The following is a 26,421-nucleotide window of genomic DNA, read 5'->3' as shown; positions in this document are numbered from 1 at the left end:
ATTTCGACAGGTATTTCCGATGAACCTTCAGCCGCTCCTCGATGCCCCGCTTGCCGTTCAGGTCCATGTCGCAGCCGTCCTGCCGGCCACCGTGCTCGGTGCCTATATCCTGATGAACGCTAAGGGCACGCCGATACACCGACTGCTCGGCAAGATCTGGATGGCGCTGATGGTTATCACCTCGCTCTCCAGCTTCTTCATCCACGAGATCAACCTCGTCTACGGCTTCAGCCCGATCCATCTCCTGTCGGTCTTCGTGCTCGTCGCGGTGTGGCGGGCAATCAGTGCTGCCCGCGCCCATAATATCCGGGCACACAAGGCCGCCGTCATCGGCATGTATCTCGGCGGCATCGGGATCGCCGGCCTGTTCACGCTGATCCCGGGGCGGATCATGAACGCGGTGGTTTTCTCCGGCGGCCCGAGCTGGATATTGCTTCTGACGCTCGCCGGTATCGCTGGAGCACTTGTCCTTCAGCAGAGGCTGGCTTCGCGGCGAACTTAAGAGCCGGCATCAAGAATTTCCTTGAAGCGTACCGTTCGGCGCTTTGCTGTCATGGACAGGCCCGGCTTGCGGGACTAGATGTGCGTCCAAGACACTTGCAGCAACGGCCATCCGCGATGACGACCGCTTGCGCGGAGGAAATTCCATGGCCGATGCAACATCCAAACCCGTTTCCGCAACTGCCGCCGAAGTGACGGTGCTGCCGATCATCCTCGCTGTCAGCTTCTGCCATATGCTGAACGACATCATGCAGTCGATGATCGCGGCGATCTATCCGATGCTGAAAACCGACTATGCCCTCGATTTCTGGCAGATCGGCATCCTGACGCTCGCATTCCAGTGCACGGCCTCGCTGCTGCAGCCGGTGATCGGCATCATCACCGACAAGAAACCTTTTCCCTATTCGCTGCCGGTCGGCATGGGCTCGACCTTCATTGGTCTCTTCATGCTGGCGGCCGCCCAGTCCTATGTCATGCTGGTCGTCGCGGCATCGCTGATCGGCATCGGATCGGCGGTCTTTCATCCGGAATCGTCGCGGGTCGCGCGGCTGGCGTCCGGTGGCCGCTACGGCTTTGCGCAGTCGGTCTTCCAGGTGGGCGGCAATTTCGGCCAGTCGATCGGGCCGCTGCTCGCCGCCTTCATCATCGTGCCGAACGGGCAGGGGAGCGTCGCCTGGTTCTCGGGCATCGCGCTGCTCGGCATCGTCATCCTGTCGTGGGTGGCGCGCTGGTACAAGGCGCATATGCTTGCCAACAAAGGCCGCAAGCGCGTGCTGAATGCCCACAACCTCTCCAGGCGCACGGTCACCGTCGCCCTCATCGTGCTGGCGCTCCTGACCTTTTCCAAGAATGCCTACATGGCGTCGATCGGCAGCTATTATACGTTCTTCGTCATCGAGCGTTTCCAGGTGACGGTGCAGCAGTCGCAGATCATGCTCTTCATCTTCCTCGGCGCCGTAGCGCTCGGCACTGTCATCGGCGGACCGATCGGCGACCGGTTCGGGTCGAAGGTGGTGATCTGGTTCTCGATCCTCGGCGTGCTGCCGTTCACGCTTGCCATGCCGTTCGCCAACCTGCCGGTAACGATCGCGCTTTCGGGCATTATCGGCTTCATCATGGCATCGTCCTTCCCGGCGATCGTCGTTATGGCGCAGGAACTGGTGCCGGGCCGGGTCGGCATGATCGCCGGCATCTTCTTCGGGATCGCCTTCGGCATCGGGGGCATTGCCGCGGCGGTACTCGGCGTCTTTGCCGACCGGTACGGCATCGGCTTCGTCTACAATGTCTGCGCCTTCCTGCCGGCGCTCGGGTTGCTGACGGTTTTCCTGCCGGGCAGGAAGGCTCTACGGGTCGCCTGAGAACGAATCTTCGGCTATGAGATGCTGGACGGATCGCTTTTGCGGCCGCCAGCGTTATATCGCCCGGCAGGCGTGATGTCGCCGAAGAGGAGTGAGCGAAAATGGAATGGAAAGGCCGTCGGCAATCGGACAACGTCGAGGACCAGCGTGGCGCTTCCATGGGTGGCAGTCCGCTCGGTCGCGGCGGCTTGCGCATTCCGATCGGTGGCGGTGGCCGCCGCGGGGGTGGGCTCGGCATCGGCGGGATCATCGTCATCCTGATCATCTGCTGGATCACCGGCATCAATCCGCTCTCGCTGCTGTCCGGCGAACTGGGCATGGACGGGTCGGGGTTTGAGCAGCAGCAAACGACCGGCGACCGCACGCCGGCCACCGACGAGACGACGGCGTTCGTGCGCACGGTGCTTGCCGAGACGGAAGATACCTGGAACGGCATATTCCAGGCGAACGGCCAGCAATATCAGGAGCCGGTGCTGGTGCTGTTTTCCGGCCAGGTGAACTCTGCCTGCGGATTTGCGTCTTCCGCGACCGGGCCATTCTATTGCCCGGGCGACCACAAGCTTTATCTCGACACCAATTTCTTCAAGGAACTCGAGCAGCGCTTCGACGCGGCCGGCGATTTTGCCGAGGCCTATGTGATCGCCCACGAGGTCGGCCACCACGTGCAGAACCTGCTCGGCATCCTGCCGAAGTTCAACCAGGCCCGCCAGCGGATGAGCGAAGCGGACGCCAACCGCATGTCGGTGCGCGTCGAGCTGCAGGCTGACTGCTTTGCCGGCGTGTGGGGCAAGTTCACCCAGCAGAAGGGTATTCTCGATACCGGTGATCTCGAAGAGGCCCTCAACGCCGCCCAGCAGATCGGCGACGATACGCTGCAGAAGCGCAGCCAGGGTTATGTCGTGCCGGAAAGCTTCAACCACGGCACTTCGGCGCAGCGCGCGCGCTGGTTCAAGCGCGGGTTCGATACGGGCGACATGAAGGCCTGCGATACGTTCTCGGGGAATGTCTGAGGTCAGTCAGATTGCTGCGGGGACCCGTGACAATCCCCTCGCTTGCGATTTCTAACACTTAGCTTTCAGCTAAGATGTTGAAATCGCTTTCTCTCCCGCAAGGGGAGAAATAAAGGTGCCGCGCCGCCGCGGGCTAACCTCTCCCTTGGCGGGAGAGGTTACAAAATCAGCATCTTGGCTTCAGCTAAGCGCTAGATTTTGTTGGTGAGGGGGGCTCGGCTCACAATCACTTATACATCCCCTCGCGCAGGTTGATCCCGTATTCCACATAGGCCTTCAGGGCACACAGCATCTGCGACCAGCCCTGGCAGTTGCCGTAGGAGGCAGAAAGTCCGGCGGGCGTTTCTCGCCAGCCTTCTTCAGCGATCGTCACCAGCGTGCGGTCATCCTCCAGTGACTCAAAGGTCATGGTGATGGTCGTTTTGTAGGTGTTTTTAGCCTCTGGTGGAACCGGATGGGTTGTGGGGTCGTCGTCATTGGCATCCCAGCGCAAGACGATCTTCTTGTTCTTCTCCACCTCGACGACTTCCACCGGGAAGGCGCCGGGAAAATCGGCGAAATCCCACGTGACGATGGTGCCGGTCTCAAGCCGGCCCTTGGCTCCGCCTGTCGTAAAATAACCCGACAGATGCTTCGGATCGGCGACGGCCTCGAACACTTCCTCGACCGGTTTTGAAATCCGGCCGGATACCTTGAATTTCAGTTCCATGATCTTTCTCCCTTGTTTCTCCCTCTATAATGTTATAAAAACATAACATGTCAAGCGGCGAAAAAAACGACCTTATTTTCAAGGCCCTGGCGGCTCCGGTTCGCAGGGAGATTCTCGACGAGCTGAAGGATCGGCCGCAGACGACGGGCGATCTCTGCGCCCGGTTTCCAAGGCTCGACCGTTGCACGGTGATGCAGCATCTGAAGGTTCTGGAAGCGGCCGACCTCGTGCTGGTGAAGCGCGAGGGCAGGGAGCGGTGGAACCACCTCAATCCGCTGCCGATCAAGGCGATCCACGATCGCTGGATCGGCGCCTATGCGGCGCGTGCGGTCGACATGCTCGACCGGATGAAGCGGGATCTGGAAGACTAGCGGATCAGCACCGCGGTGCCATAAAGCCCGAGTGCGAAAACGGTATGGGCGGCGAAGTTGAGGAGACGCACTTTGTTCGGCTTCGGCGTTTTCGAAGCGGCCCAGCCGAGGCCGAGGCCCGGCTGCATCAGGAACCATCCGGCGCCGATGGTGACGATGCCGAAGATCCAGGCGGGAATGAAGGTCGGGGCGGCGAACCAGGTTGGACCCATGATCAGGGCGAGGATCACTCCGTAGAGAAGACCGACGGCATAATGGCCGGCCCAGCCGAGCGCCAGTTCATGTTCGTAGGGTTCGGCTGCCGCGATGCTGTCGTGAAAGACTTTTGCCCGCCCCAGGTGCCAGAACCAGCGACCGGCCGGCGCCCAGTTGGCCTTGGGCTGGCCGAAAACCTTGTTGAGGACGATCGCCCAGAGATCCATCAGCATGGTTGCGCCAAGGCCGATGAGGATGCCGCGCCAGAAAAGTTCGATCATGAGAGAGGTCTGCCGGAGAGAGGAAGGTCACCTTCAATCTCTATGGGCTCCGGTTTGAGCTGTCGAGACCTTCAGGCTTTCCGGACGGGAAACATCCTGTCGGCGGGTGCGGCCCGACACCGAGATTGCCGAACCGGCTGAACGATGCGCGGTGGTTGTGCCTTTCATCAAAAACTTTGAAATGTTCACGTATTGTTTCGATTTTCTTTTGCCGTTATGTAAGCACCCGGCGAGTTGATCGTCTTTCCAGAAAACACCATTGCTTGAGAGACATTTTTAATGCTCGACCCCAAATTTGTGCGCCGCGGCCTTTTCCTCGTCTTCATGATCCTTTTCCTCGATGTCATCGGAATCGCGATCATCATGCCTGTGCTGCCGGCCTTCCTGCGCGAGCTGACCGGCGACGACCTCAGTGCGGCGGCGGTCGACGGTGGCTGGCTGCTGCTCATCTATTCCGCCATGCAGTTCCTGTTTGCGCCGTTGCTTGGCAACCTCAGCGACCGTTTCGGCCGGCGGCCGATCCTGCTCGCTTCGGTCCTCACCTTCGCGCTCGACAACCTGATCTGCGCGGCAGCCACCAGTTTCTGGATGCTGTTCGTCGGCCGTGTCCTCGCCGGCATTTCCGGCGGTAGTTTCGCCACCTGCTCGGCTTACATTGCCGACATCAGCAACGATGAGAACCGCGCTAAGAATTTTGGCCTGATCGGCATCGCCTTCGGCGTCGGTTTCACGGTCGGGCCGGTGATCGGCGGGCTGCTCGGCGAGCTCGGACCGCGCGTGCCGTTCCTCGGCGCCGGTCTGTTGTCGCTTGCCAACTTCGTGGCCTCCTGGTTCCTGCTGCCGGAAACGCTCGACAAGGCGAACCGCCGCAAGTTCGAGCTGAAACGCGCCAATCCGCTGGGCGCCCTGCGCCAGATGCGCCACTACCCGGGTATCGGCTGGGTCATGCTGGTGATGTTCCTCTATTGGCTGGCGCATGCGGTCTATCCGTCGGTCTGGTCCTTCGTGTCGGCCTATCGCTACGGCTGGAGCGAGGGGCAGATCGGCCTGTCGCTCGGGCTGTTCGGCATCTGCGCCGCCTTTGTCATGGGGTTCATTTTGCCGAAACTGGTGCCGGTGCTCGGCGAATGGAGGACCGCGGTGCTCGGGCTTTGTTTCTCCTGCCTCGGCCTCACCGGTTATGCTTTCGCGTGGCAGGGGTGGGTCGTTTACGCCGTCATCCTCGTCACGACGATCGAGAACGTCGCCGATCCGGCGCTCCGCAGCATCGCCTCGGCCAAGGTGCCGCCGTCGGCGCAAGGGGAGCTGCAGGGCGCGATGACAAGCCTCACCAGCCTGACGACGATCGTCGGCCCGGCGATCTTCACGCTGCTGTTCAGCGCGTTTACCGGAGAGAATGCAACGATGGAATTCGCAGGGGCGCCATACATGATGGCGGCGATTTTCATGGCTTGTGCCATTTTGGTGTTTTTGACCCGGATTTCACGAAAGACGGTCGCGGGTCCGCTCGAAGCCGAGCTTACGCATCAGATTTCTTGAAGAGACGTCCAAAAATTCTGCTTAATCGCCTGTAAGTGTTGCCGCACGGATGATGCTCCTCTATAGGCTGCATCATCCGCCGCTCGCCAGTTTCTGGAAGCGGCTTTTTTCGTCTGCGGAGGAGTGTCATGTCGAGCCTTTCCACCACCATGGCTGTGACGACGACGGACAATTCCTGGTCCGCGCATATGCGCGCGACCCTGGCGCTCGGCGTGCCGCTGGTCGGAGCGCAGCTGGCGCAGATGGCGATCAACACGACCGACGTCATCCTGGTCGGCTGGCTCGGGACAACCGAACTCGCCTCCGTGGTGCTCGCCACCCAGATGTTCTTCCTGGTCTTCATCTTCGGCACCGGTTTTACCAGCGCCGTGGTGCCGATGGTGGCGCAGGCGCTCGGGCATGGGGATACCCGCTTGGTGCGCCGTACGGTGCGCATGGGGTTGTGGATCGCGCTCGCCTTTGGCGTGCTGACGGCCCCGCTCCTGTGGTTTTCGGCACCCATCCTTCTCGCGCTCGGGCAGCAGCCGGACGTCGCGGCGAATGCGCAAAGCTATCTGCGCATCGCCCAATGGGGTATTTTCCCGGCACTCGGGCTGATGGCGCTTCGAAGCTTCGTCACCGGGCTCGAGAAGGGCGGCATCGTGCTCTACGTCACGATCGTGATGTTCTTCATCAATGCCGGTGTTGCCTACCTGCTGATCTTCGGCCATTTCGGCGCGCCGAACATGGGGCTGCACGGGGCTGCGATCGCTTCGGTCGCTGCCAACCTGTTCGGCTTCGTCGCCGCCCTGCTTTATGTGGAAAGCCAGCCGAAGATGCGCGCCTACGAGATCTTCGTGCGCTTCTGGCGGCCGGACTGGAGCATGGTGCGCGAGATCGTCGTGCTGGGCCTGCCGATCAGCTTCACCATTCTGGCGGAGACCAGCCTGTTTTCGGCCGCTTCCCTGCTGATGGGCATCCTCGGCAAGCTGGAGCTCGCAGCCCACGGCATCGCGCTGCAGCTGGCGGCGATCGCCTTCATGATCCCGCTCGGCCTGTCGCAGGTGGCGACGGTGCGCGTCGGGCTCGCCAACGGCCGCGGCGATCTTCTGGGTGTGAAGCGGGCCGCCATCGCCGTGCTGGTGGTCAGCGTGCTCTTCACGACGATAGGCAGCGTGCTGTATGCGACGATCCCGCGTTTCTTCGGCAATCTCTTCCTGGATATACGCAAGGAGGATGCCGCGACCGTGCTGGAATTGGCGGTGCCGCTGATCGTGATCGCCGGGGCTTTCCAACTGGTCGACGGGCTGCAGGTGGTCGGTGCCAGCCTGTTGCGCGGGCTCAAGGATACGCGGGTGCCGATGGTGCTGGCGCTGATCGCCTATTGGCCGATCGGTTTCTCCTGCGCCTGGGTATTCGCATTCCCGCTCGGTTTTCGTGGCGAGGGCGTCTGGTTCGGCTTCGTCACCGGGCTTGCGGCCGCCGCGGTTCTGCTTTGCGGCCGCTTCTGGCTGCTGGTGAGACGCCAGGCCAGAACGACCCGCTGAAGAGCCAGCGGGCCGTCGGTGTTGGTCAGGCCGGTTGGAACTCTTGTAAAACCGCCCTGTGGTAGAAGCCGACATTGGTCTCTACGCTGAGGCGTCGGCTCAACGCCTGCCTATCGATGCCTGCCTCCTCATCCGATTTTGCGACTGCGGCAATGACCGGCTGAAGGGCGTGCTCGCCTTCGAACTGGAGGATGGTGATGACGTTGAACAGTCCGGCAATGGAAGCCTGTTCCAGGATCAGATCGTCGACGAATCCCAGCTGGGCGCGGATAACCTCATGCGTCCTGTGAACCAGCGCCATAAATTCTTCGCGCCCTTCGATCGGGACCGCAAACCTGTTGACGCGAAAAATGCGTCGATGCTGTATTTCGCTCATATGAAAAACCCCTGCTCGAGATGAACAGGGGTTTTATGGGACCTCAACCAAAGTTGAGGTCAATAGGGGGCTCTGGATTTTTTAAGAGCGCCGAAATCAGCGTTCCGCGAGGGCAGGTTCGCCCTTCTTCTCGCGCACCATGTTGATGAAGCGACGGAAGAGGTAGTGGCTGTCCTGCGGGCCGGGCGAGGCTTCCGGGTGATGCTGGACCGAAAAGACCTGCTTGCCGGTGACGCGCAGGCCGCAATTGCTGCCGTCGAAGAGCGAAATATGAGTCTCCTCAACGCCTTGCGGCAGAGACTTCGAATCGACCGCGAAGCCGTGGTTCATCGAGACGATCTCCACCTTGCCGGTCGTGTGATCCTTGACCGGATGGTTGGCGCCGTGATGGCCCTGGTGCATCTTCTCGGTCTTGGCGCCGAGCGCCAGGCCGAGCATCTGGTGGCCGAGGCAGATGCCGAAGGTCGGAATATCCGTCTTGATGACGTCCCTGATGACCGGCACGGCATATTCGCCGGTCGCGGCCGGGTCGCCCGGGCCGTTCGACAGGAAGATGCCATCCGGCTTCAGCGCCATGATGTCTTCCGCCGAGGTCTGGGCGGGGACCACCGTCACCTTGCAGTCGAGGCCGGCAAAAAGGCGCAGGATGTTGCGCTTTACGCCGTAGTCGACACAGACGATATGGTATTTCGCGTCTTCCGGCTGCAGTTCGCCGTAACCTTCGTTCCAGACCCAGGGTTTCTGGCTCCACGGCGAGGACTGGCCGGATGTCGCCTCCTTGGCGAGGTCGAGGCCTTCGAGGCCGCTCCAGGCCCGAGCTTCGGCCTTCAGGGCCTCGATGTCGAAGACGCCGTTCGGATCATGGGCGATGACGGCGTTCGGAGCGCCATTTTGGCGGATCCAGGCGGTCAGCGCGCGGGTGTCGATGCCGGACAGGCCGATGATGCCGCGGGCCTTCAGCCAACCGTCGAGATCCTTGCCGGCGCGATAGTTGGAGGGCTCGGTGATGTCGGCCTTGAAGATCGTGCCGACCGCGCCGCGCCTTGCTGCCGGCGTCAGGTCCTCGACGTCTTCCTCGTTGGTGCCGATGTTGCCGATATGCGGGAAGGTGAAGGTGACGATCTGGCCGAGATAGGAGGGGTCGGTCAGGATTTCCTGGTAGCCGGTCAGCGCGGTGTTGAACACCACCTCGGCCGGTACCTTGCCGGTCGCGCCGATGCCGGTTCCTTCGATCACGGTGCCGTCGGCCAGAACGAGCAATGCGGTGGGTTTCTTGATTGTCCAGGGGGCGGTCGCGGTCATATCCATCCTTCTGCCTCACCGGTCCCGTCCCTTGAAGAGACAGGCTGCGAGGGCCATCTATGGTCGTGAGAGACGGGCGCGCGGAAATCCCGGCGCAAGCCCAAACCTCTAAATCTCGTGCAGGTGCCGGAAAATAGACAAAGCGGACGAGGTGGTCAATCTCGCCGCTCAAGAATTCCACGAGGATTATAGCCTATGGGATTCAACGGTTTGGGTGATTTGATTTGATCGGCCCGGACCTGTCGTCTATGACAACGGTGTGAATGCCAAGGAAAAGCCACAATTCACCATGCCTGCGGCCGGCTTTTTCCCAAGGAGAAAAAAAGATGATGCGCGACAAGCTTTCCGATGCGCTCAAGGAATCCATGAAGGCCAAGGACACCCGCCGGCTTTCGACCGTGCGGCTGATCCAGACCGCGATCAAGGATCGCGACATCGCCAATCGCGGTCTCGGCAAGGACCCCGTCAGCGACGACGACATCCTGCAGATCCTGCAGAAGATGGTGAAGCAGCGCGAGGAATCGGCAAAGATCTACCAGGATGCCGGACGCGCCGAACTTGCGACGCAGGAGCGCGAGGAAATCGACGTCATCAAGGGGTTCATGCCGGAGCAGCTTTCCGAAGAGAAAGTCCGCGAATTCTGCCAGGCCGCGATCAGCGAGACCAGCGCGCAGGGCTTGCGCGACATGGGCAAGGTCATGGGCGTGCTGAAGGAAAAGCACCCGGGCCAGATGGACTTCGCCAAGGCTTCAGGCCTGGTGAAGGATCTTCTGAAGTAAGCTGCCCTTTTCAAGACCGGTACACGAAAGGCGGGAATCCGATCATCGGATTCCCGCCTTTTTGTTTTTCCGGATCTCGCTTTGCTGTGTTGCGGACTTGCCGCAGGCGAGATGGTACGGTTCTATTTGTTACGGCGCTTCTGTTCGCGCATGTAGTGTCTGAGCACCGCGTTGATGCGTGTCTGGTAGCCTTTGCCTGTCGACTTGAAGAAATCGATGACGTCCTCATCGACACGAAGGGAGATGGACTTCTTGGGCTTCGGCACGACAAGCGTCGCCTTGGACCAGTCGATATCCTTGAACTCCGCCCAATCAGGATCATCCGCGATCGCCCGGTCGATATCCTCGTCGGTCATGGCGTCGACACGCGCCCAGTCGGTCTCGCTTTTCTCACCACGTGCGCGCTTCAGGCGAAGCTCATCGAGGGTAACGGTCGTAATAGAGTGTTTGCTCATTCTTCCTGGCCGCTCGTGCTGAGATGATCCGGCACTTTTCGCCTCTCATCGTGTAGACGATTGCGATGAGGCGTTTTGTGTCGGGACAAATCGCAAGGGTGCGGACTTCTCCATTTCGATCCGAGCGAAATTCCAGACGGGGCTCTTGGAGGGCGAATACCGCATCTTCGAAATCGATCTGGTGCTTTTCAAGATTGGTTCTCCGCTTCTCCTCATTCCAATCGAAGATGGAGAGCGGCTCTTGCTCATGAATCATCGCGGTGCCTAAAAGACTTCAGTTGCCTTCAGGCACGTCGTGCGCCATGTGTATGGGCAATATGTATATACAGACGTGCGAAATTGGTCAAGCCTGTGAATAGCGGGCAGCGTTTGTCTTGATGGTAGCGTTCCTTCCCACCCGTGCTTATATGGGAGAGCCAAGACAGAGGTAGAAATGCGCTTTTCCAACAGTTTTCTCGACGAGATCCGCGACCGCGTGCCGATATCGGCCGTCGTTGGCCGTCGGGTGACGTGGGATCGCAAGAAGACCAATGTGTCGCGCGGCGACTATTGGGCCTGCTGCCCCTTCCATGGCGAAAAGAGCCCGAGCTTCCATTGCGAGGACCGCAAGGGCCGATACCACTGCTTCGGCTGTGGTGTGACGGGCGACCATTTCCGGTTCCTGACCGAACTCGAAGGGCAGAGTTTTCCGGAAGCCGTCCAGACGGTGGCCGACATGGCCGGCATCGCCATGCCGCAGCCGGACCCGCAGGCTGAGAAGCGCGAGAAGGAACGCACGACGCTGCTCGACGTCATGGAGCTGGCGACGCAGTTTTTCCAGGACCAGCTCCAGAGCGCCGTCGGGGCCAAGGCGCGCGCTTACCTGCGCGACCGCGGGCTGACGGGCCGCACGATCGAGACCTTCCGTCTCGGCTATGCGCCGGAAAGCCGCAATGCGCTGAAGGAACATCTCGCGGGCAAAGGCGTGCCCAAGGACCAGATCGAGGCCTGCGGGCTGGTGGTGCACGGGGAGGGGATCGCGGTCTCCTACGACCGCTTTCGCGACCGCATCATGTTTCCGATCCTGTCGTCGCGGGAAAAGGTGATCGCGTTCGGCGGCCGTGCAATGGCGCCGGACGCACCGGCGAAATACCTGAACTCCAACGAGACCGAGCTCTTCCACAAGGGGCAGGTGCTCTACAATTTTTCGCGCGCCAGGCGGGCTCAAGGTGTCGGCAAGCCGGGGCAGGGCGAGGGCACGATCATCGCCGTCGAAGGCTACATGGATGTCATCGCGCTGCATCAGGCGGGCGTCGAGAATGCCGTGGCGCCGCTCGGCACCGCGCTCACCGAAAACCAGCTCGAGCTTCTTTGGCGGATGACCTCGCAGCCGGTGCTCTGCTTCGACGGCGACGGCGCGGGCCTCAGGGCCGCAAGCCGTGCCGCCGATCTGGCGCTTCCGTTCCTGAAGCCCGGAAGGTCGGTGCGTTTCGCGCTGCTTCCCGACGGCAAGGATCCGGACGATCTCGTCCGCCATGAGGGCCGCGCGCCGTTCGACAAGGTGCTCAACGAAGCAAGGCCGCTGGTGGAGATGATCTGGCAGCGCGAGGCGTCGTCGGCAAGTTTCGATACGCCGGAAAAACGCGCCGAGCTGGAGGCGCGGCTGAAGCAGATCGTTTCCGTCATCGCCGACGAAAACGTGCGCCGCCATTATCAGCAGGCCATCCGCGACCGGCTGAACAGCTTTTTCGCGCCGGCGCCACGGGGCGGGGGCGACCGGCGCCAGAATTTTCAGCGCGGTTCGGGCAGTGGCAGGCCAGGCCAGGGCGGCCCACCGCAGGGACCGCGTGCCGCTGGACGGGCTGCCGGCGTTTCGGACCGGCTCGCGCGCTCCGGCCTTGTGCGCGGTTACCGCGACCTGCCAGCACTGCGGGAAAGCGTGCTGGCGCTCACCATCGTCAACCATCCCCAGCTTCTGCTGGAGGAATATGACGAGATCGCCGCGATCGATTTCGAGAACCGCGACCTGCAGCGCTTCTGGTCGGCGATGTTGCCGGCAGCCGCGACAGCGGGCGCCAGCCTCTCGCGTGAATACCTGATGCAGAGGCTTGCGGGCGAGGGGTTCGACGTAATGTTGAAATCCCTGGACCAGCAGGTGCGCAACGCGCGGCTCTGGACTGCGACCGAGATCGCCGCGCTGGAAGATGCGCGTGAAGGCTATCGGCAGGCGTTGTCGCTGCATAAGCGCACCAAGGCGCTCAGGCTCCAGAAAATCGAACTGGAGCGGGAAATCGCCGAAACGACCGAAGCGGGCGATGCGGGTGAGATCGAGCCGCTGCTGCGGGCGCTCTCCGAAGTCCAGCTCGAAATTCTCCGGATGGAAAACCAGGAAGCGATCATCGACGGGTTCGGGGTGCTTTCCGGTCGGGTGAAGGGGGCCGCCGTCAGCCACGGCTGAGGAACATGCTGCTTGGAAATCCGGCCCTTGCCCAATGATGGCGCGGCCCTATTGTATCGGCGTTGAGTCGGCTGAGTGGGGAGCTTGATGCAGATTTCGGGAAGTTGTCATTGCGGCAAGATAGCCTTCGAGGCGGAGGGCGAGTTCGGCACCGCGATGGAATGCAACTGTTCCTTCTGCCGGCGAAAGGGCGTGTTGCTGGCTTTCGTCCCACGCAGCCAGTTCCGGCTCGCGACCCCGCGGGAGAACCTTTCCTCCTATCAGTTCAACAAGCATGTGATCACGCACTACTTCTGCGCCAGTTGCGGTGTCGCGCCGTTCAGCGAGGCGACGATGCCGAATGGCGCGGAGATGGCGGCGATCAATCTGAGATGCGTGCCGGAAATCGACATTGCTACATTGACGGTAACCCAGTATGACGGCGCTTCCCGCTAGGGAATATGCCGGACCAAAAGCATAAGCCTTTATGTCTAGGCAAACCCTTGTCTTTCAGGGCCTACCGCCTACATATCGGTTAAATCTGGTGAGCGTACCCCTATTAGACCCCCTCAAAGGGCATATTTTCGACTTTTCCTGGGTATGACCTATGGAAAAGCTTGACGGAACGTTAATTTGTGGGAATCACCATTTCAGGCAAAATAGGCGGAGTGGGTCAATAGCACCGAACATGACCGGTGATCCTCTAGTAGGACGGTCCTGAGTCAAAAACGGCCGCCGAATGGTAATCGGGAATTAAAGGTCATTCCGTTACGTGTTGGACAGTGATTCGCGGCAGAGGCGGTCAAACCCGTCTTCAGCCGGTGGCCACGAAGCGCGGCGAAAGTAGCGTTCAGGGAAAGCGACGAAATACATGGCAACAAAAGTCAAAGAAAACGAAGAAGCAGAGAACGAACGCGAAGGCTCGCACGACGGTCCGCTTCTCGACCTTTCTGACGACGCCGTCAAGAAGATGATCAAAGCCGCAAAGAAGCGCGGCTATGTCACCATGGACGAGTTGAACTCGGTGCTGCCGTCGGAGGAAGTCACCTCCGAGCAGATCGAAGACACGATGGCGATGCTGTCGGACATGGGCATCAACGTCGTCGAAGACGAAGAGGCGGAAGAAACCACCGCCAGCGACGATGACGCTGACGGCGACAGCGACGACAATGAGAGTGAAGGCGGCGAAATCGCCACCACCTCCAGCACTGCGCTCGCGACCGCGAAGAAGAAAGAGCCGACCGACCGTACCGACGACCCGGTGCGCATGTATCTGCGCGAAATGGGCTCCGTCGAGCTTCTTTCGCGCGAAGGCGAAATCGCGATCGCCAAGCGCATCGAAGCCGGCCGCGAAACGATGATCGCCGGGCTCTGTGAGAGCCCGCTGACCTTCCAGGCGCTGATCATCTGGCGTGACGAACTGAACGAAGGCACCACCCTGCTTCGCGAGATCATCGATCTCGAAACGACCTATTCGGGTCCCGAAGCCAAGGCAGCGCCGCAGTTCCAGAGCCCGGAAAAGATCGAGGCCGACCGCAAGGCCGCCGAGGAGAAGGAAAAGACCCGGAAGGCTCGCTTCTCCGCTGCCAATGACGACGACATTACCGCTGTCGGCGGCGATGGCATGAACCTCGAGGAGGAGGAAGAGGACGACGACGAGTCGAGCCTGTCTCTCGCCGCGATGGAAGCCGAGCTGCGTCCGCAGGTCATGGAAACGCTCGACACGATCGCCGACACCTACAAGAAGCTGCGCAAGCTGCAGGACCAGCAGGTCGAGCAGCGTCTGGCGGCAACCGGTACGCTGTCGTCCGCCCAGGAGCGCCGCTACAAGGAACTCAAGGACGAGCTGATCACCGCGGTGAAGTCGCTGTCGCTCAACCAGAACCGTGTCGATTCTCTGGTCGAGCAGCTCTACGACATCTCCAAGCGCCTGATGCAGAACGAGGGCCGCCTGTTGCGCCTCGCCGAATCCTACGGCGTCAAGCGTGATAGTTTCCTCGAACAGTACCAGGGTGCCGAGCTCGATCCGAACTGGATGAAGTCGATCGCCAATCTGGCCGCCCGCGGCTGGAAGGAGTTCGCGCGTGCCGAGAACACGACGATCCGCGACATCCGTCAGGAGATTCAGAATCTCGCGACGGAAACCGGCATCTCGATCGCCGAATTCCGCCGGATCGTCTCGATGGTCCAGAAGGGCGAGCGCGAAGCCCGCATCGCCAAGAAGGAAATGGTCGAAGCGAACCTTCGTCTCGTCATCTCGATCGCCAAGAAGTACACGAACCGCGGACTGCAGTTCCTCGACCTCATTCAGGAAGGCAATATCGGCCTGATGAAGGCGGTCGACAAGTTCGAATACCGCCGCGGTTACAAGTTCTCGACCTATGCCACATGGTGGATTCGGCAGGCGATCACCCGTTCGATCGCCGACCAGGCCCGCACGATCCGCATTCCGGTGCACATGATCGAGACGATCAACAAGATCGTCCGCACATCGCGCCAGATGCTGCACGAGATCGGCCGCGAGCCGACCCCGGAAGAACTGGCCGAAAAGCTCGCCATGCCGCTCGAAAAGGTCCGCAAGGTCCTGAAGATCGCCAAGGAGCCGATCAGCCTCGAAACCCCCGTGGGTGACGAAGAGGATTCGCATCTCGGTGATTTCATCGAGGACAAGAACGCGCTTCTGCCGATCGATGCGGCCATTCAGGCGAACCTGCGCGAAACGACGACCCGCGTCCTCGCCTCGCTCACGCCGCGTGAAGAACGCGTGCTGCGCATGCGCTTCGGCATCGGCATGAACACCGACCACACGCTCGAAGAAGTCGGGCAGCAGTTCTCGGTTACCCGCGAACGTATCCGCCAGATCGAAGCGAAGGCGCTGCGCAAGCTGAAGCATCCGAGCCGCAGCCGCAAGCTGCGGAGCTTCCTGGACAGCTGACGGTTTCAGCGGTTGGAAAATCAGAGACCCGGTTTGCGAGAGTAGGCCGGGTTTTTCCGTTACAGGAGGATGCTGCGCCCGCCGAGGGCGTTTGCCGCGGAAGCGAACCGCTTGTCCAGCGTAACGATTTCCGCGCCGGCTTCCATTGCGACGGCGAGATGCAGTGCGTCGCCCGAGCGGAGGCCAACGTCGATATCGTCGGCGAGCCGCGCGGCCGCGACGAAATGGCGAGAGAATATCGGGAGTATTTCGAGGGATTGAGAGGCCATGCGATTGAACCCCGCCAGTGCCAGTTGCCGCAGTTCCTGGGGCATTCGTTCGTGTCTCGCTTTCACCGAGAGTGCGGACGAAAACTCGGTGATTGTCCACTCGCTGACGAGAGTTCGCCGGTCTCCGTTCTTCACAAACCAGTCGAGCACTCTTTCGACGGATGTCTCTCCCACCAGCAAAGCAATCAGGGCTGATGTATCGATGTAGAACATCAGTAGCGCTCGTCGTCCCTGAAACGTCGCATGAATGTTCCGGCGTCTTCACTTTGCGGAGGCATTTTCTCCCGTATCGCCTTGAGCATCTCGAAGTCGATTGGCTGCTTTTTCGACCGCGGTGGCGCCAGCTGCGCGACAGGCTGACCATCGCGTGTAATCTCAACCGTTTCGCCTTGGGCGACGCGGTCAATCAATTCGCCGAGTTTTTCTTTTGCTTCCGCCAGAGTGATCGCAGTCATGGTGATCTCCTGATCAATCCCTGCAAATATACGTCCGAAGCGTCGTTTCCGCAATCAATGCCCGACCGAGCTCGAAAACACGTTGACCACCACGACGCCGGAGATGATCAGGCCGAGGCCGATGATGGCGGCGGTGTCGAGGGTCTGGCGGAACAGGATCAGGCCGACGGCCGAGATCAGCACGATGCCGAGGCCGCTCCAGATCGCGTAGGCGATGCCGACCGGCAGGGTGCGCAAGGCGATCGACAGGAGATAGAAGGCGGTCGCATAACACAGCCCCATCAGAATGGTCGGCAATACGCGGGTGAACTGTTGGCTCTGCTGCAGGAAGGTCGTGCCGATGACTTCCAGCACGATTGCGCCGGCGAGCGAGCCGTAGGTGAGGATTGCCGGGTTCATTTTCGTTACTCTTGTTTCGTGAGGTTATGCAGCCGGTCGCGGAGTTCGGCGAGTTCTTTTGCCGGTAAACCGTCCGCCTCCATGAGATTGGCAAGCCAGATGCCGTCGGCCGCGTAACGCGCGAGCTTGAAGGCCGGATGACTGTCGGTCTGCGCATGTTGCGCGAGCCGATCGCGCATCCATTCCGACCAGATTTGCCTGAGCCGCGGATCGGTCATGCAGGAGATCGACAGCGCCGCCCAGGGGCTTTCAGGTCCGTCGCTGGTCACCTGGAAAAAGGCGTCGACATAGGCGCGCGTGAACCGGCCCCGGTCGATTTCATCCTCGCTCATCAGCCGGTCGATCTCCATATCGAGCTTGCCGAGCAGGTCTTCGAAGACGGCTTCGATCAGCGCCTGTTTGCTCGGGAAATGGTGCAGCAACCCACCCTTGGTGACGGAGGCAGCGTCGGCGACCGCCTGCAGGGTCAGGCTGCCGAGACCTTCGTCCACGGCGCATCGGGCGGCATGATCCAGAAGAGATCGCCGCACTTGTTCGGGCTGTTTTTCGCGTCTGTGAGCTTTCGACATGAATTAAACATACCGTATGGTCGGTTTGTTTGCAACGGCAAATTCCTTCCAAATCCCATGGGGAGAGGGGCGGCAGCGCAACTCGCTCCCGGAAAGCTGGATTTTGCGTTGTTTTGATCACTCGGGGGACTCGATCCGGCCGGCTTTCCATCTTACATCCGCTGCCATGACGGATTTATCTGGAAAGCCGCGCGGCGACATAAGATGGGGCATTCCTGCCTCCATCCTGGTGCATGTCGTTTTCGTGGCGGCCCTGTTCTTGCATCTGCCGGCCGATTCTTCCGAGCCGCAGAAGGAGGAGACCGTCCAGGTCGAAATCGTGCCTCCGCCGGAAGAGCCCGAGAAGAAACCGGAAGAGAAGAAGAAGCCCGAGGAAAAGAAGGCCGAGGAGGCGAAACCGGAGGAGAAGAAACCTCCGGAACCTGCAAAACAGGAAGAGGCTAAGAAGGCGGAGCCTCCACCCCCGCCGCCCCCGCCGCCAAAGCAGGAGGAGGCGAAAAAGCAGGAGCCACCGCCGCCTCCGCCGACGCCTGAGGAAAAGCCCGCCGAGGAGGCCAAGAAGCAGCCTTTGCCGGTTCTGCGCCCCGTCGTTGAATTCGGTGAGAAGGATGCCGGGCCGAAGAAATCTCTGACCGGTAATGCATCGAAGGAAACGACCAATCCGCCGGCCGAGAGCAAGGCGGATGCGAAATCCGACGAACCGGTAAAGCAGGCAAAGGAAGCACCTAACGTCGTGGAGGCACCACCGGCCAATCCGGTGCCGGACGATATCCATCTGCCTGAGGTCGGCATTGCGGCAGCCAACGGATTGCAGAACGGTCCCATTGCCGGCACCTCGCCGGATGCGACCAAGACCGAGATCGTGACGGCGCCGCCAACCGCGTCGCCCAAGAGCGACCCGTCCAAGACGCCGACCCCCGGCAAGCCGGTCGAACTGACCGAGGCGAAGACGCTGTTTTCGCAGAGCGAAACGGGCGATGCTATTGCCACGACGGCGATGGGCGATGTGCCGCGAGGGGTGCGCGCCGGCCAGCTCTGCGCGACGGAACTTCGCGAGCAGCTGCGACATTCCGCTCAATCCTACAGACCGGAAATGCTGCCGGCCTATCGTCTGCCGAGCGGCACTGTCCTCGAAGTCAGGCGGGGTGCGTTCCGGGCCAATGCGCAGTGGTACGACCTGAGTTTCCGCTGCGAGGTCGACGACAACGCAACCAAGATCGTGTCCTTTGCATTCGATATCGGTGCGCCAGTGCCGCAAAGTGAGTGGCGCAAGCGTGGCTTTCCAGAATTGTAAGAAGTCTCCTCCGCACGCCTAGTCGTGACGTAGTCGACGCAGGTATCGCAAAAGGCGCCGCTTGGGTTGATTGACCCGCAAGCCGCGTCGACTATGCTGCGGCCACATTCAAGATGAGGCCTGCCATGAAAGCCATGTTCTACGATGCCTTTGAAAAGGCGCCGGAAATCCGCAATGTTCCCGATCCGGAGCCGACATTTGACGGCGTCGTGGTCAAGGTCGGCGCGAGTGGGCTCTGCCGCAGCGACTGGCATGGCTGGATGGGGCATGACCCGGATATCCGCCTGCCGCATGTGCCGGGCCATGAACTGGCCGGCAAGGTGGTGGCGACCGGCAAGGGCGTCATGCGTTTCAAGATCGGCGATCGGGTGACGGTGCCGTTCGTGTCCGGCTGCGGCCATTGTTCGGAATGCCATTCCGGCAACCAGCAGGTCTGCCCCAACCAGTTCCAGCCGGGCTTTACCCATTGGGGTTCGTTCGCCGAATATGTGGCGATCGACTATGCCGATACAAACCTCGTGCACCTGCCCGAAGAGATCGACGACGCGACGGCGGCGAGCCTCGGCTGCCGGTTCGCGACCTCTTTTCGAGCGGTTGCCGACCAGGCCCGCACCGGGCCTGGCGACTGGGTCGCGGTGCATGGCTGCGGCGGCGTCGGCCTGTCGGCGATCATGATCGCCACGGCGCTTGGAGCGAACGCGATCGGCATCGATCTCTCCGATGACAAGCTGGCGTTCGCCCGCCAATGCGGCGCGGTCGCAACCATCAATGCGAGCACGGTTGCCGATGTCGTCGAGGCGGTTCGCGAGATCACCGGGGGTGGCGCGCATGTGTCGATCGACGCGCTCGGCCATCCGGTCACCTGCTTCAATTCGATCAAGAATCTCCGCCGCCGCGGCCGGCATGTGCAGGTCGGGCTGATGCTCGGCGAGCACGCCACGCCCTCGATCCCGATGGCGCAGGTGATCGGCCACGAGTTGGAAATCTATGGCAGCCACGGCATGCAGGCCTGGCGCTACGACGCCATGCTCGCCATGCTGAGGGCCGGCAAGATGAAGCCGCAGCAGCTGATCGCCAAGCGGATCAGCCTCGAAGAAGCGGTGCCGGGGCTGATGACGCTCGACAGATCCGAAACACCCGGCATCAGCGTGATCACCACGTTCTGACGGGTGACGCGGCGATTGTTCGCCGTCAATGGCCGGAGCATTCCACTTCGGCCGCTTGGTGGCGTTTCGGGGCGCCCTATATCGGGGGCATGCGTCGAACCCGAAAGGACGAACCATGAATGTCAGGGCACAGAAAATTCCAGGGCCGGATCACCCGATTACCGTTGCGCACAATCCGGCGCGGGTGGTGGTGAAGCTTGGCGACAAGGTGATCGCCGACAGCGTTAATTCGCTCACGCTGCGCGAGTCCTCCTATCCGCCGGTCCACTATATCCCGCGCAAGGATGTGGATATGTCGCTCCTCGAGCGGACCGACCACCAGAGCTATTGCCCGTATAAGGGAGAGGCCTCCTATTTCAGCATTCCGGTTGGCGGCGAGCGTTCGAAGAATGCCGTCTGGTCCTACGAAAACCCTTACGAAGCCGTCTCCGGGATCAAGGAACATGTCGCCTTCTATCCCGACCGGGTCGATTCCATCGAGGAGTTTGGCGCGCCTGAAGCGGGTCAGTTCTGACAGGAGGACGGGCGGCCAAGCGTGCGCGTGCCGCCCTTCGGAGCTTTGCGGGTGAAAGCCCTGGAGGGTAAAGAAAAAGCCGGTGCCCTTGTCGGCTTTGCTTTCCCTCCCACGTCCTTGGGGTGCGACCCAACCAAGGAGGAAAATCATGCCCTATGTCGACGGGTTTATTCTTGCCGTGCCCAAAGCCAATCTCGAACGCTACAAGGACATGGCGCGCCTTGCCGGCTCCGTGTGGATGGAAAACGGCGCGTTGTCCTATGTGGAATGCTTGGGCGACGACGTGCCCTACGGAGAGCTCACCTCATTTCCGCGGGCGGTGCAGGCCAAGGAGGACGAGATCGTCATCTTCTCCTGGATCACCTATGAAAGCCGGGCCCGCCGGGACGAAATCAATGCGAGGGTGATGAAGGACGAGCGGTTTTCCGGAAACGAGTGGACGCAGGTCTTCGACGGCAAACGAATGATCTTCGGCGGGTTCGAGCCCTTCCTGACATTGTAGCCGGCCGGTGATAGGAGTGCCGTCTCCCTGCCGGTACTTCTATTTCTGCTGCCGGCGCCTTCGCTGATAAAGGAGCCCTCCATGCCCCAGACCGTGATTTCGATCTCCACAAGCGGCCAGGGGCTCTATGAATTCACCGATGCGGCGCAGGACTTTTTGCGCCGCACGCAGGTGGGCGAGGGGCTGCTCACCGTGTTCGTCCGTCATACGTCCTGCTCCCTGATCATCCAGGAAAACGCCGATCCGGATGTCCGCCGCGATCTGAAGACCTTCTTCTCCCGTCTGGTGCCGCCGACCACCGATCCTGAGATGCGCTGGGTCACCCACACCACCGAGGGCCACGACGACATGCCGGCGCATATCAAGGCGGCGCTGACGGCCGTTTCGCTCGGCATTCCCGTCCGGGACGGACGGTTGGCGCTCGGCACCTGGCAGGGCATCTACCTCTTCGAACATCGCGACCAGTCGCACGTCCGCCAGGTCGTGCTGCATCTTTCGCGATGATCTTTTGGTGATGAGCGGCAGATGAATACCGGCTGAATGACCGGTTAGGATGTTGTTCAGACCCCTTGGGCTAGGGTCGCGCCAATCGCTCGGAAAGGCGAGAGCAACAACCTTGGGCCGCAGAACCTGGCCCGGATTTCGGAGAACATTCTATGACCAGCATGATCGTCAAAGCCGGCGTCGCCGCCCTCATCGCGCTCACCGGCCTTTCCGCAACGGCCCCGACGGCTGCTGCCGCCGGCCCGGACTTCGCTATCCAGGTGCAGTATCGCGACCGTGATCGCGATTGGCGTCCGGATCGCGGCGGTGATCGTGACTGGCGTCCGGATCGTGGCCCCCGCGGTTGCTCTCCCTGGCTGGCGGAAGAAAAGGCAAGCCGGATGGGCCTGCGCCGCGCCCGCGTCGTGGATGCCGGCCGCCGTGTCGTGATCGTCGCCGGTTTCGGCCGCCGCGGCCCCGACCGCATCGTGTTCGCCAACGAGCGCGGCTGCCCGGTCATCCGCCGCTAGGTTTACCCCGAAGAACCCTTCCGTCTCCATCGCCCGTTGACGGAGGACAAGCGCCCCCACCAGGTCTGACGATCTGGTGGGGGCGTTTTATTTTTTGCCTTGTTTGCGGGCGAGGGAGGGCCGGGCGCCATTGGGGGGGCGTCCGGCTTTGCTCAACAACCCGTAGTTACTGCTCGAGGGCAAAGGTGACGTTGACGGTCACCGTATAGGTGTTTTCGCCGCCGGCGACCGGAACCGCTTCGGCCGCCATGTCCTTGGCCATCGCCATGCGCATCATCGGCTGGGGTGCGGGGCGCATGGAATTCTCGCTGATTTCCAGGATACGGCCGAGCTTGACGCCGGCCGCATCCGTCAGCGTCCTTGCCTTGGCGAGCGCCTCGGCAACCGCCTTCTTGCGCGCCTCGGTCATCACGTCGTCAGGCTTGTCGTTGGTGAAGGTAATCTGACCGCCCTGGTTGACGCCGAGTTTCACTGAGCGGTCGATGAGACCGCCGAGCTTTTGGAGATCGCGGACCTTGAGGGTGAGCGTGTTGGAGACCTCATAACCGATCACCTGCGGCGGCTCGATGACGCCACCCTTCGGGTCGGGATGGCGGTATTGCGGATAGATCGAGAAATTGCTGGTCTGAATATCGCGATCGGCGATGCCGTCGCTCTTCAGGGCCGAAAGCACGTCCTTCATGGCGGCGCTGCTGGCCGAAAGTGCGGCTTCCGCGGTCTTGCCGTTGCGAACCACCGAGAGCGTCAGGACGGCCATGTCGGGCGCCACCGAGGCCTGGCCCTCGCCGAGCACATTGATGACCGGTTCGCGGGGGCGGATATCCTGGGCCAGGACCTGGCCCGCGGAAGAGACGGCGACCGCACCGGCGAATGCGGCTGCAAGGACGAGACGTGACGACGAAAGCGCAACGCGCATGGATGTTCTCCCCGATCTGTCAGGGCGGAGGGAATGCTGTTCCCGGACCCGCCCGTCATGTTCCGTCTGCCGCGCGAACCCGCCGAAACGGGAATCGGCTCGGCCTGTTCGCGCCAGACGAGCCTACCTGCCGGTTGATTGTGAAGCTATTGCGGCAACGGCTTGTAGCATCTCGTGAATTGCGTTAGAGCGGACCTCGAAGTGACGGCGGACCATTGCGCCCCACTTCTGCCGGATCGGCGGGCCTGTAGCTCAATGGTTAGAGCCGGCGGCTCATAACCGCTTGGTTGGGGGTTCGAGTCCCTCCGGGCCCACCATTCTATTGAATTTCCAAGGGCTTATGGGGTGGTTAGCCAATGCAGCCGGGCGGCTACTTCCGGATTTTTTCACCTGGATCCGGAATTTCAAAAATTTCCCCGGAAGCCTCAAAGGCTATTCGAAGGCGGGCTCGAATCATCGAGTTCCAGATCGATCTTTCGATCACCGCAGCTGATATTCAAAGCGCGGTCGGATCAATCTCCTGTCGCCAACGATGATGGGGTAGGATCTAGCGAATCTCGTGGGTTAGGCGGCTGCCATCGCGCGCTTGCGCGTTAGGGCTTTACCTAGCGCCTGACCGGGAATCTCAATCCATCTGTATCCAATCGCAGCAATCAGATATGTGACCGGCACGGTGATCGCCAGCGCGGTAGCCCATCGGGCCGGGTTTGACATCGGATGGTTCGCGATAAGATACGCGATAACTGGTTGCATCACGAGAAGGTGGGCGAGGTAGGCGCCAAACGAGAGCTCGCCGAGCAGATGGAAGAACCTGTTCCCAAGCAAGCTACTGATCTTCGACAGCAGCGGCCTGAGTGGTTGCCACACCACACGGTGATGAAGGAGAAGGAAGAACACTCCGACAATCGCCAGCCGCGCACCGTGATGGATTGTGCCCATTGCGCCGCCGATCGGGATCAACATAAGCGCCGCCGACAGAGCGGCGGCTAGCCAGACACGCTTCGCGTCCGCGCCGAGAACACTTGCCATCAAAATTCCGACCGCGAAGACATGCATCTTCAAAGGCAAGAATGCAGGCATTGGGAAACGATATCCAAGCGCATAGGAAATCACCGCAGCAGCCAGGCCGGCGAGCACAACAGCACCTATGCCCACAAAGAGGTTCAAACGTTTGATGACGAGCATCACAAACGGAAGCACGAGGTAGAACTGCATTTCGAGGCCGATACTCCAATCAGGGAGCGCAGTTCGATATGCATATCCCGGCATGGTGCCGAACGCGAATGTCAGATGCGCCACCCAATTCCAGAAGCTTTGATCGAGGTAACGCCCTGCCGGCTGCACCGGAACGGAGTTGTAAGCGTCGATCACTACCCGCGCCTCGTAGATCGCGGGGCCGAGGGCAATCGCAAAAATCAACATGATGTAATAGAGCGGCGCGATCCTAAAAAAGCGGCGCAACCAAAATGTTCGCCACGTGGATGGTAGCTCCCATGGTTCCTTCGCTTCCCGCAGCCGATAATGAAACACCATCAAGAAGCCAGAAAGGACAATGAAGAGATCTACGCCAAGGTCCGGATCACCGATTAAGGGCACCCGGAACCGGGTCAAGAGGTGCGCATGACCTATCAAAACCCATAGCGCCGCGATACCTCGCAATCCATCCAGGCACTCAATGCGGTTTGGCGCAGTTTCGGTCATTAGGTTGCCTCCGATCGAAATGCAGTATTCGTGCACCATCTAGACGATTACAGCAACCGGATGATCCAACGAGTGTGAGAGTTAAGATCACAGGGTACTTGCGGATTTTGGTTATGCCAGGACGCCACCACCGGTGGTCCTCTTGCAAACACCGCCTCACTGGAGTATCCATGATTCAATACTTCAAGGATTGTATGAATGTTGAATCAGCAGCAGGCTCTGGGCGCCTTCGGTGCTCTCTCGCAAGAAACGCGACTGCACATTGTCCGGATGCTGGTTGTCGCCGGGCCCGAGGGCATGGCCGCAGGTTTGATTGCCGAGCGGGCAGGGGTGTCGGCGTCCAATATTTCTTTTCATCTCAAGGAGCTCGAACACTCGGGCCTGATCCTGCAGCAGCGTGAATCGCGCTCGATCATCTACAGGGCGAATATCGAGGTCCTCGGCGATCTGGTGCGCTTTCTGATGGAGGACTGCTGCGCCGGCCATCCGGAAATTTGCGCTCCCGCCGTGGAGGTTGCCGCCTGCTGCGCTCCCGCTGCGGTGAAGGCATGACTGCTCGAAGCGGCCGGTGCGATCGTGCTTGGCGGTCGGTCCGGAGCATCTGAAGCGGAAAACAGAAACAAGCCAGTCGGAACAACGTCACCAGGGACAATCGTCATGTCTGATCGCACCTACAACGTCCTCTTCCTCTGCACCGGGAACTCCGCCCGCTCCATCATCGCGGAGGCCATCCTCAACAGGGTCGGCCAGGGCAGGTTCAAGGCCTATTCGGCCGGCTCCCAGCCGAAAGGCGAGGTCCACCCTTACACGCTCCAGCTCCTGAAGACCCTGAACCACGATACCAGCTTCGCCCGCTCGAAGAACTGGGAGGAGTTCGCGGCTCCGGGCGCTCCGCAGATGGACTTCGTGTTTACCGTCTGCGACAACGCCGCCAACGAGGCGTGCCCGGTTTGGCCGGGACAGCCGATGACCGCCCATTGGGGCGTTCCCGATCCCGCCGCCGCCGAGGGGACCGAAGCCGAAAAGCACTTCGCTTTCGACGACACGTACCGGATGCTCAACAATCGTCTCTCCATCTTCACCAGTCTGCCGATGACAAGCCTCGACAAGCTGGCACTCCAGAAACGGCTGGACGAGATCGGCCGCAGCTCCCAGAAGGCCGAATGAGCGTGGCCGTCGATCTTGGACGCCGTCTGGTCGCGGAGGCCCTCGGCACCGCAATCCTCGTCGCAACCGTCGTCGGTTCGGGCATCATGGCGGATCGCCTCACCGACGATACGGCCATGTCCCTGCTGGGCAATACGATACCGACCGGAGCAATCCTGTTCGTGCTGATCACCATTCTCGGTCCGATCTCGGGAGCACACTTCAATCCCGTCGTGACAATGGTTTTCGCCGTGCGCCGGGAATTCAAGGTCGCTTTGGTCACCCCTTACATCCTGGCACAGATAGCCGGCGGCGTGTCCGGAACGTTGGTCGCTCATGCGATGTTCGACCTTTCGCTCCTCCAAATGTCAGGAACGATCCGTACGGGATCGGCTCAATGGATCGCGGAAGCGGTTGCGACTTTCGGTTTGCTGCTTACCATTCTCGGCGGCTTGCGCTTCAGGGTCGACGCGATCCCTCTGCTGGTGGGTCTCTAGATAACGGCAGCCTACTGGTTCACCGCATCCACATCCTTCGCCAATCCGGCGGTCGCCATTGCACGGAGCATCACCGATACTTTCTCCGGCATTCGCCCCACCGATCTGCCGGGTTTCATCGTTGCCCAGATCCTCGGAGCGCTCATCGCCGCCGCACTTGCGGGATGGCTATTTGCCGAACGCCGCAACGAAGTTCCCCCTATCATCGCTCAAGGAGCCGACTGATC

The 26,421-nt window shown here is 61.0% G+C and carries 30 protein-coding genes, 1 tRNA gene and 1 pseudogene; 20 read left to right on the top strand and 12 right to left on the bottom strand.

All coding sequences use genetic code 11. The features are described 5' to 3' along the window. Positions 1-19: 19 nt before the first annotated feature. The 3 genes from ACSQ3G_RS12005 to ypfJ all read left to right on the top strand — a co-directional run bounded on the left by ACSQ3G_RS12005 (position 20) and on the right by ypfJ (position 2,869). Positions 20-502 (top strand): DUF2306 domain-containing protein, encoded by a 483-nt coding sequence (locus tag ACSQ3G_RS12005; RefSeq protein WP_436110193.1) that lies wholly within the window; start codon positions 20-22, stop codon positions 500-502. Between the two features lie 145 nt (positions 503-647). Further along, the gene (locus tag ACSQ3G_RS12000; RefSeq protein ID WP_436110192.1) at positions 648-1,859 is read left to right on the top strand and encodes an MFS transporter; all 1,212 of its coding nucleotides are present in this window, start codon (positions 648-650) and stop codon (positions 1,857-1,859) included. A 101-nt stretch (positions 1,860-1,960) separates the two neighbouring features. Next, positions 1,961-2,869: a KPN_02809 family neutral zinc metallopeptidase gene (gene ypfJ, locus ACSQ3G_RS11995; protein WP_105437703.1), complete on the top strand. Its 909-nt coding sequence runs from the start codon at positions 1,961-1,963 to the stop codon at positions 2,867-2,869. A 226-nt stretch (positions 2,870-3,095) separates the two neighbouring features. Here ypfJ and ACSQ3G_RS11990 read toward each other — a convergent pair whose 3' ends face one another. Further along, positions 3,096-3,578, bottom strand: a complete 483-nt coding sequence (locus tag ACSQ3G_RS11990; protein ID WP_105427804.1) for an SRPBCC family protein — start codon at positions 3,576-3,578, stop codon at positions 3,096-3,098. A gap of 47 nt (positions 3,579-3,625) precedes the next feature. Here ACSQ3G_RS11990 and ACSQ3G_RS11985 point away from each other — a divergent pair, with 47 nt between their 5' ends. Next, entirely contained in the window at positions 3,626-3,949 is a 324-nt protein-coding gene (locus tag ACSQ3G_RS11985; protein ID WP_105427803.1) for an ArsR/SmtB family transcription factor, read from the top strand. On the opposite strand, the gene ACSQ3G_RS11980 is transcribed toward ACSQ3G_RS11985, so the two are convergent. After that, entirely contained in the window at positions 3,946-4,425 is a 480-nt protein-coding gene (locus tag ACSQ3G_RS11980; RefSeq protein ID WP_436110191.1) for a DUF2938 domain-containing protein, read from the bottom strand. The two genes, ACSQ3G_RS11985 and ACSQ3G_RS11980, sit on opposite strands and share 4 nt — an antisense overlap. Before the next feature lie 279 nt (positions 4,426-4,704). Here ACSQ3G_RS11980 and ACSQ3G_RS11975 point away from each other — a divergent pair, with 279 nt between their 5' ends. Together ACSQ3G_RS11975 and ACSQ3G_RS11970 are read left to right on the top strand one after the other, a co-directional pair. After that, positions 4,705-5,964, top strand: a complete 1,260-nt coding sequence (locus tag ACSQ3G_RS11975) for a TCR/Tet family MFS transporter (RefSeq protein ID WP_436110190.1) — start codon at positions 4,705-4,707, stop codon at positions 5,962-5,964. A gap of 128 nt (positions 5,965-6,092) precedes the next feature. After that, positions 6,093-7,490, top strand: a complete 1,398-nt coding sequence (locus ACSQ3G_RS11970) for an MATE family efflux transporter (RefSeq protein WP_436110189.1) — start codon at positions 6,093-6,095, stop codon at positions 7,488-7,490. A 25-nt stretch (positions 7,491-7,515) separates the two neighbouring features. On the opposite strand, the gene ACSQ3G_RS11965 is transcribed toward ACSQ3G_RS11970, so the two are convergent. Further along, entirely contained in the window at positions 7,516-7,866 is a 351-nt protein-coding gene (locus ACSQ3G_RS11965) for an antibiotic biosynthesis monooxygenase (protein WP_436110188.1), read from the bottom strand. A 96-nt stretch (positions 7,867-7,962) separates the two neighbouring features. Further along, positions 7,963-9,168, bottom strand: a complete 1,206-nt coding sequence (carA, locus tag ACSQ3G_RS11960; protein WP_105438097.1) for a glutamine-hydrolyzing carbamoyl-phosphate synthase small subunit — start codon at positions 9,166-9,168, stop codon at positions 7,963-7,965. A 326-nt stretch (positions 9,169-9,494) separates the two neighbouring features. On the opposite strand from carA, the gene ACSQ3G_RS11955 reads away from it, so the two are divergent. Next, positions 9,495-9,947, top strand: a complete 453-nt coding sequence (locus ACSQ3G_RS11955) for a GatB/YqeY domain-containing protein (protein WP_105400554.1) — start codon at positions 9,495-9,497, stop codon at positions 9,945-9,947. Between the two features lie 122 nt (positions 9,948-10,069). Here ACSQ3G_RS11955 and ACSQ3G_RS11950 read toward each other — a convergent pair whose 3' ends face one another. Together ACSQ3G_RS11950 and ACSQ3G_RS11945 are read right to left on the bottom strand one after the other, a co-directional pair. Continuing rightward, a complete protein-coding gene (locus ACSQ3G_RS11950) occupies positions 10,070-10,402 on the bottom strand; it encodes a BrnA antitoxin family protein (protein WP_436110187.1) in 333 nt (110 codons plus the stop codon). Continuing rightward, a complete protein-coding gene (locus tag ACSQ3G_RS11945) occupies positions 10,365-10,658 on the bottom strand; it encodes a BrnT family toxin (protein WP_436110186.1) in 294 nt (97 codons plus the stop codon). The genes ACSQ3G_RS11950 and ACSQ3G_RS11945 overlap by 38 nt, the downstream gene beginning before the upstream one ends. A 177-nt stretch (positions 10,659-10,835) precedes the next feature. Here ACSQ3G_RS11945 and dnaG point away from each other — a divergent pair, with 177 nt between their 5' ends. The 3 genes from dnaG (at position 10,836) to rpoD (ending at position 15,753) form a co-directional block, all read left to right on the top strand. Beyond that, a complete protein-coding gene (dnaG, locus tag ACSQ3G_RS11940; RefSeq protein WP_436110185.1) occupies positions 10,836-12,839 on the top strand; it encodes a DNA primase in 2,004 nt (667 codons plus the stop codon). Between the two features lie 87 nt (positions 12,840-12,926). Beyond that, a complete protein-coding gene (locus ACSQ3G_RS11935) occupies positions 12,927-13,274 on the top strand; it encodes a GFA family protein (protein ID WP_105400556.1) in 348 nt (115 codons plus the stop codon). 415 nt (positions 13,275-13,689) lie between these two features. Beyond that, the gene (gene rpoD, locus ACSQ3G_RS11930) at positions 13,690-15,753 is read left to right on the top strand and encodes an RNA polymerase sigma factor RpoD (protein WP_046668753.1); all 2,064 of its coding nucleotides are present in this window, start codon (positions 13,690-13,692) and stop codon (positions 15,751-15,753) included. A 59-nt stretch (positions 15,754-15,812) separates the two neighbouring features. On the opposite strand, the gene ACSQ3G_RS11925 is transcribed toward rpoD, so the two are convergent. From ACSQ3G_RS11925 to ACSQ3G_RS11910, 4 genes are read right to left on the bottom strand one after another with little or no spacing between them, the layout of a single operon-like run. Next, entirely contained in the window at positions 15,813-16,235 is a 423-nt protein-coding gene (locus ACSQ3G_RS11925; protein ID WP_247039581.1) for a type II toxin-antitoxin system VapC family toxin, read from the bottom strand. After that, positions 16,235-16,477: a type II toxin-antitoxin system Phd/YefM family antitoxin gene (locus tag ACSQ3G_RS11920; protein ID WP_247138586.1), complete on the bottom strand. Its 243-nt coding sequence runs from the start codon at positions 16,475-16,477 to the stop codon at positions 16,235-16,237. Before ACSQ3G_RS11920 ends, ACSQ3G_RS11925 begins: the two co-directional genes overlap by 1 nt. A gap of 54 nt (positions 16,478-16,531) precedes the next feature. Beyond that, positions 16,532-16,876: a DMT family transporter gene (locus tag ACSQ3G_RS11915; protein ID WP_436110184.1), complete on the bottom strand. Its 345-nt coding sequence runs from the start codon at positions 16,874-16,876 to the stop codon at positions 16,532-16,534. Between the two features lie 5 nt (positions 16,877-16,881). Next, positions 16,882-17,367 carry a TetR/AcrR family transcriptional regulator gene (locus ACSQ3G_RS11910; protein ID WP_436110183.1) on the bottom strand — a complete coding sequence of 162 codons (486 nt, stop codon included), beginning with the start codon at positions 17,365-17,367 and terminating at the stop codon, positions 16,882-16,884. 244 nt (positions 17,368-17,611) lie between these two features. Between ACSQ3G_RS11910 and ACSQ3G_RS11905 the strand changes: the two genes are divergently transcribed. The 6 genes from ACSQ3G_RS11905 (at position 17,612) to ACSQ3G_RS11880 (ending at position 21,934) form a co-directional block, all read left to right on the top strand. Continuing rightward, on the top strand, positions 17,612-18,739 hold the full coding sequence (locus ACSQ3G_RS11905) for a DUF930 domain-containing protein (RefSeq protein ID WP_436110182.1): 1,128 nt from the start codon (positions 17,612-17,614) through the stop codon (positions 18,737-18,739). A gap of 125 nt (positions 18,740-18,864) precedes the next feature. Next, positions 18,865-19,905 carry a zinc-dependent alcohol dehydrogenase family protein gene (locus tag ACSQ3G_RS11900; protein WP_436110181.1) on the top strand — a complete coding sequence of 347 codons (1,041 nt, stop codon included), beginning with the start codon at positions 18,865-18,867 and terminating at the stop codon, positions 19,903-19,905. A gap of 115 nt (positions 19,906-20,020) precedes the next feature. Then, positions 20,021-20,419 carry a DUF427 domain-containing protein gene (locus ACSQ3G_RS11895; protein ID WP_436110180.1) on the top strand — a complete coding sequence of 133 codons (399 nt, stop codon included), beginning with the start codon at positions 20,021-20,023 and terminating at the stop codon, positions 20,417-20,419. Positions 20,420-20,567: 148 nt separating this feature from the next. Next, positions 20,568-20,921 (top strand): DUF1428 domain-containing protein, encoded by a 354-nt coding sequence (locus tag ACSQ3G_RS11890; protein WP_436110179.1) that lies wholly within the window; start codon positions 20,568-20,570, stop codon positions 20,919-20,921. 81 nt (positions 20,922-21,002) lie between these two features. After that, positions 21,003-21,425 (top strand): secondary thiamine-phosphate synthase enzyme YjbQ, encoded by a 423-nt coding sequence (locus ACSQ3G_RS11885; RefSeq protein ID WP_436110178.1) that lies wholly within the window; start codon positions 21,003-21,005, stop codon positions 21,423-21,425. 152 nt (positions 21,426-21,577) lie between these two features. Next, a complete protein-coding gene (locus ACSQ3G_RS11880) occupies positions 21,578-21,934 on the top strand; it encodes a hypothetical protein (protein WP_436110177.1) in 357 nt (118 codons plus the stop codon). Positions 21,935-22,100: 166 nt separating this feature from the next. Here ACSQ3G_RS11880 and ACSQ3G_RS11875 read toward each other — a convergent pair whose 3' ends face one another. Continuing rightward, the gene (locus ACSQ3G_RS11875; RefSeq protein ID WP_436110176.1) at positions 22,101-22,850 is read right to left on the bottom strand and encodes an SIMPL domain-containing protein; all 750 of its coding nucleotides are present in this window, start codon (positions 22,848-22,850) and stop codon (positions 22,101-22,103) included. Between the two features lie 241 nt (positions 22,851-23,091). Between ACSQ3G_RS11875 and ACSQ3G_RS11870 the strand changes: the two genes are divergently transcribed. Then, positions 23,092-23,167, top strand: a tRNA-Ile gene (locus tag ACSQ3G_RS11870). Between the two features lie 247 nt (positions 23,168-23,414). Here ACSQ3G_RS11870 and ACSQ3G_RS11865 read toward each other — a convergent pair. After that, the gene (locus tag ACSQ3G_RS11865; RefSeq protein ID WP_436110175.1) at positions 23,415-24,551 is read right to left on the bottom strand and encodes an acyltransferase family protein; all 1,137 of its coding nucleotides are present in this window, start codon (positions 24,549-24,551) and stop codon (positions 23,415-23,417) included. A gap of 201 nt (positions 24,552-24,752) precedes the next feature. Between ACSQ3G_RS11865 and ACSQ3G_RS11860 the strand changes: the two genes are divergently transcribed. From ACSQ3G_RS11860 to ACSQ3G_RS11850, 3 genes and pseudogenes are all read left to right on the top strand, one after another. After that, a complete protein-coding gene (locus ACSQ3G_RS11860) occupies positions 24,753-25,103 on the top strand; it encodes an ArsR/SmtB family transcription factor (protein ID WP_046633800.1) in 351 nt (116 codons plus the stop codon). A gap of 105 nt (positions 25,104-25,208) precedes the next feature. Continuing rightward, a complete protein-coding gene (locus ACSQ3G_RS11855; RefSeq protein WP_105400569.1) occupies positions 25,209-25,718 on the top strand; it encodes an arsenate reductase ArsC in 510 nt (169 codons plus the stop codon). Next, a pseudogene (locus ACSQ3G_RS11850) lies at positions 25,715-26,419 on the top strand (aquaporin). The gene ACSQ3G_RS11855 and the pseudogene ACSQ3G_RS11850 overlap by 4 nt, the downstream one beginning before the upstream one ends. Positions 26,420-26,421 lie beyond the last annotated feature (2 nt).

The organism is Neorhizobium tomejilense (assembly GCF_964254135.1).
Lineage (GTDB): Bacteria > Pseudomonadota > Alphaproteobacteria > Rhizobiales > Rhizobiaceae > Neorhizobium > Neorhizobium tomejilense.
This window is presented reverse-complemented; position numbering and strand designations above follow the sequence as displayed.

Bases quoted from the DNA above. Each gene is read 5' to 3' on its own strand.
- ACSQ3G_RS11920 (WP_247138586.1), bottom strand. From the start codon at position 16,477: ATGACTGCGATCACTCTGGCGGAAGCAAAAGAAAAACTCGGCGAATTG.
- ACSQ3G_RS12005 (WP_436110193.1), top strand. From the start codon at position 20: ATGAACCTTCAGCCGCTCCTCGATGCCCCGCTTGCCGTTCAGGTCCAT.
- ACSQ3G_RS11855 (WP_105400569.1), top strand. From the start codon at position 25,209: ATGTCTGATCGCACCTACAACGTCCTCTTCCTCTGCACCGGGAACTCC.
- dnaG (WP_436110185.1), top strand. From the start codon at position 10,836: ATGCGCTTTTCCAACAGTTTTCTCGACGAGATCCGCGACCGCGTGCCG.
- ACSQ3G_RS11975 (WP_436110190.1), top strand. From the start codon at position 4,705: ATGCTCGACCCCAAATTTGTGCGCCGCGGCCTTTTCCTCGTCTTCATG.
- ACSQ3G_RS11865 (WP_436110175.1), bottom strand. From the start codon at position 24,551: ATGACCGAAACTGCGCCAAACCGCATTGAGTGCCTGGATGGATTGCGA.
- ACSQ3G_RS11885 (WP_436110178.1), top strand. From the start codon at position 21,003: ATGCCCCAGACCGTGATTTCGATCTCCACAAGCGGCCAGGGGCTCTAT.
- ACSQ3G_RS11955 (WP_105400554.1), top strand. From the start codon at position 9,495: ATGATGCGCGACAAGCTTTCCGATGCGCTCAAGGAATCCATGAAGGCC.
- ACSQ3G_RS11990 (WP_105427804.1), bottom strand. From the start codon at position 3,578: ATGGAACTGAAATTCAAGGTATCCGGCCGGATTTCAAAACCGGTCGAG.
- ACSQ3G_RS11905 (WP_436110182.1), top strand. From the start codon at position 17,612: ATGACGGATTTATCTGGAAAGCCGCGCGGCGACATAAGATGGGGCATT.
- ACSQ3G_RS11985 (WP_105427803.1), top strand. From the start codon at position 3,626: ATGTCAAGCGGCGAAAAAAACGACCTTATTTTCAAGGCCCTGGCGGCT.
- ACSQ3G_RS11875 (WP_436110176.1), bottom strand. From the start codon at position 22,850: ATGCGCGTTGCGCTTTCGTCGTCACGTCTCGTCCTTGCAGCCGCATTC.
- ACSQ3G_RS11950 (WP_436110187.1), bottom strand. From the start codon at position 10,402: ATGAGCAAACACTCTATTACGACCGTTACCCTCGATGAGCTTCGCCTG.
- ACSQ3G_RS11925 (WP_247039581.1), bottom strand. From the start codon at position 16,235: ATGTTCTACATCGATACATCAGCCCTGATTGCTTTGCTGGTGGGAGAG.
- ACSQ3G_RS11915 (WP_436110184.1), bottom strand. From the start codon at position 16,876: ATGAACCCGGCAATCCTCACCTACGGCTCGCTCGCCGGCGCAATCGTG.
- ACSQ3G_RS12000 (WP_436110192.1), top strand. From the start codon at position 648: ATGGCCGATGCAACATCCAAACCCGTTTCCGCAACTGCCGCCGAAGTG.
- rpoD (WP_046668753.1), top strand. From the start codon at position 13,690: ATGGCAACAAAAGTCAAAGAAAACGAAGAAGCAGAGAACGAACGCGAA.
- ACSQ3G_RS11935 (WP_105400556.1), top strand. From the start codon at position 12,927: ATGCAGATTTCGGGAAGTTGTCATTGCGGCAAGATAGCCTTCGAGGCG.
- ACSQ3G_RS11980 (WP_436110191.1), bottom strand. From the start codon at position 4,425: ATGATCGAACTTTTCTGGCGCGGCATCCTCATCGGCCTTGGCGCAACC.
- ACSQ3G_RS11880 (WP_436110177.1), top strand. From the start codon at position 21,578: ATGACCAGCATGATCGTCAAAGCCGGCGTCGCCGCCCTCATCGCGCTC.
- ypfJ (WP_105437703.1), top strand. From the start codon at position 1,961: ATGGAATGGAAAGGCCGTCGGCAATCGGACAACGTCGAGGACCAGCGT.
- ACSQ3G_RS11895 (WP_436110180.1), top strand. From the start codon at position 20,021: ATGAATGTCAGGGCACAGAAAATTCCAGGGCCGGATCACCCGATTACC.
- ACSQ3G_RS11965 (WP_436110188.1), bottom strand. From the start codon at position 7,866: ATGAGCGAAATACAGCATCGACGCATTTTTCGCGTCAACAGGTTTGCG.
- ACSQ3G_RS11900 (WP_436110181.1), top strand. From the start codon at position 18,865: ATGAAAGCCATGTTCTACGATGCCTTTGAAAAGGCGCCGGAAATCCGC.
- ACSQ3G_RS11890 (WP_436110179.1), top strand. From the start codon at position 20,568: ATGCCCTATGTCGACGGGTTTATTCTTGCCGTGCCCAAAGCCAATCTC.
- carA (WP_105438097.1), bottom strand. From the start codon at position 9,168: ATGACCGCGACCGCCCCCTGGACAATCAAGAAACCCACCGCATTGCTC.
- ACSQ3G_RS11970 (WP_436110189.1), top strand. From the start codon at position 6,093: ATGTCGAGCCTTTCCACCACCATGGCTGTGACGACGACGGACAATTCC.
- ACSQ3G_RS11945 (WP_436110186.1), bottom strand. From the start codon at position 10,658: ATGATTCATGAGCAAGAGCCGCTCTCCATCTTCGATTGGAATGAGGAG.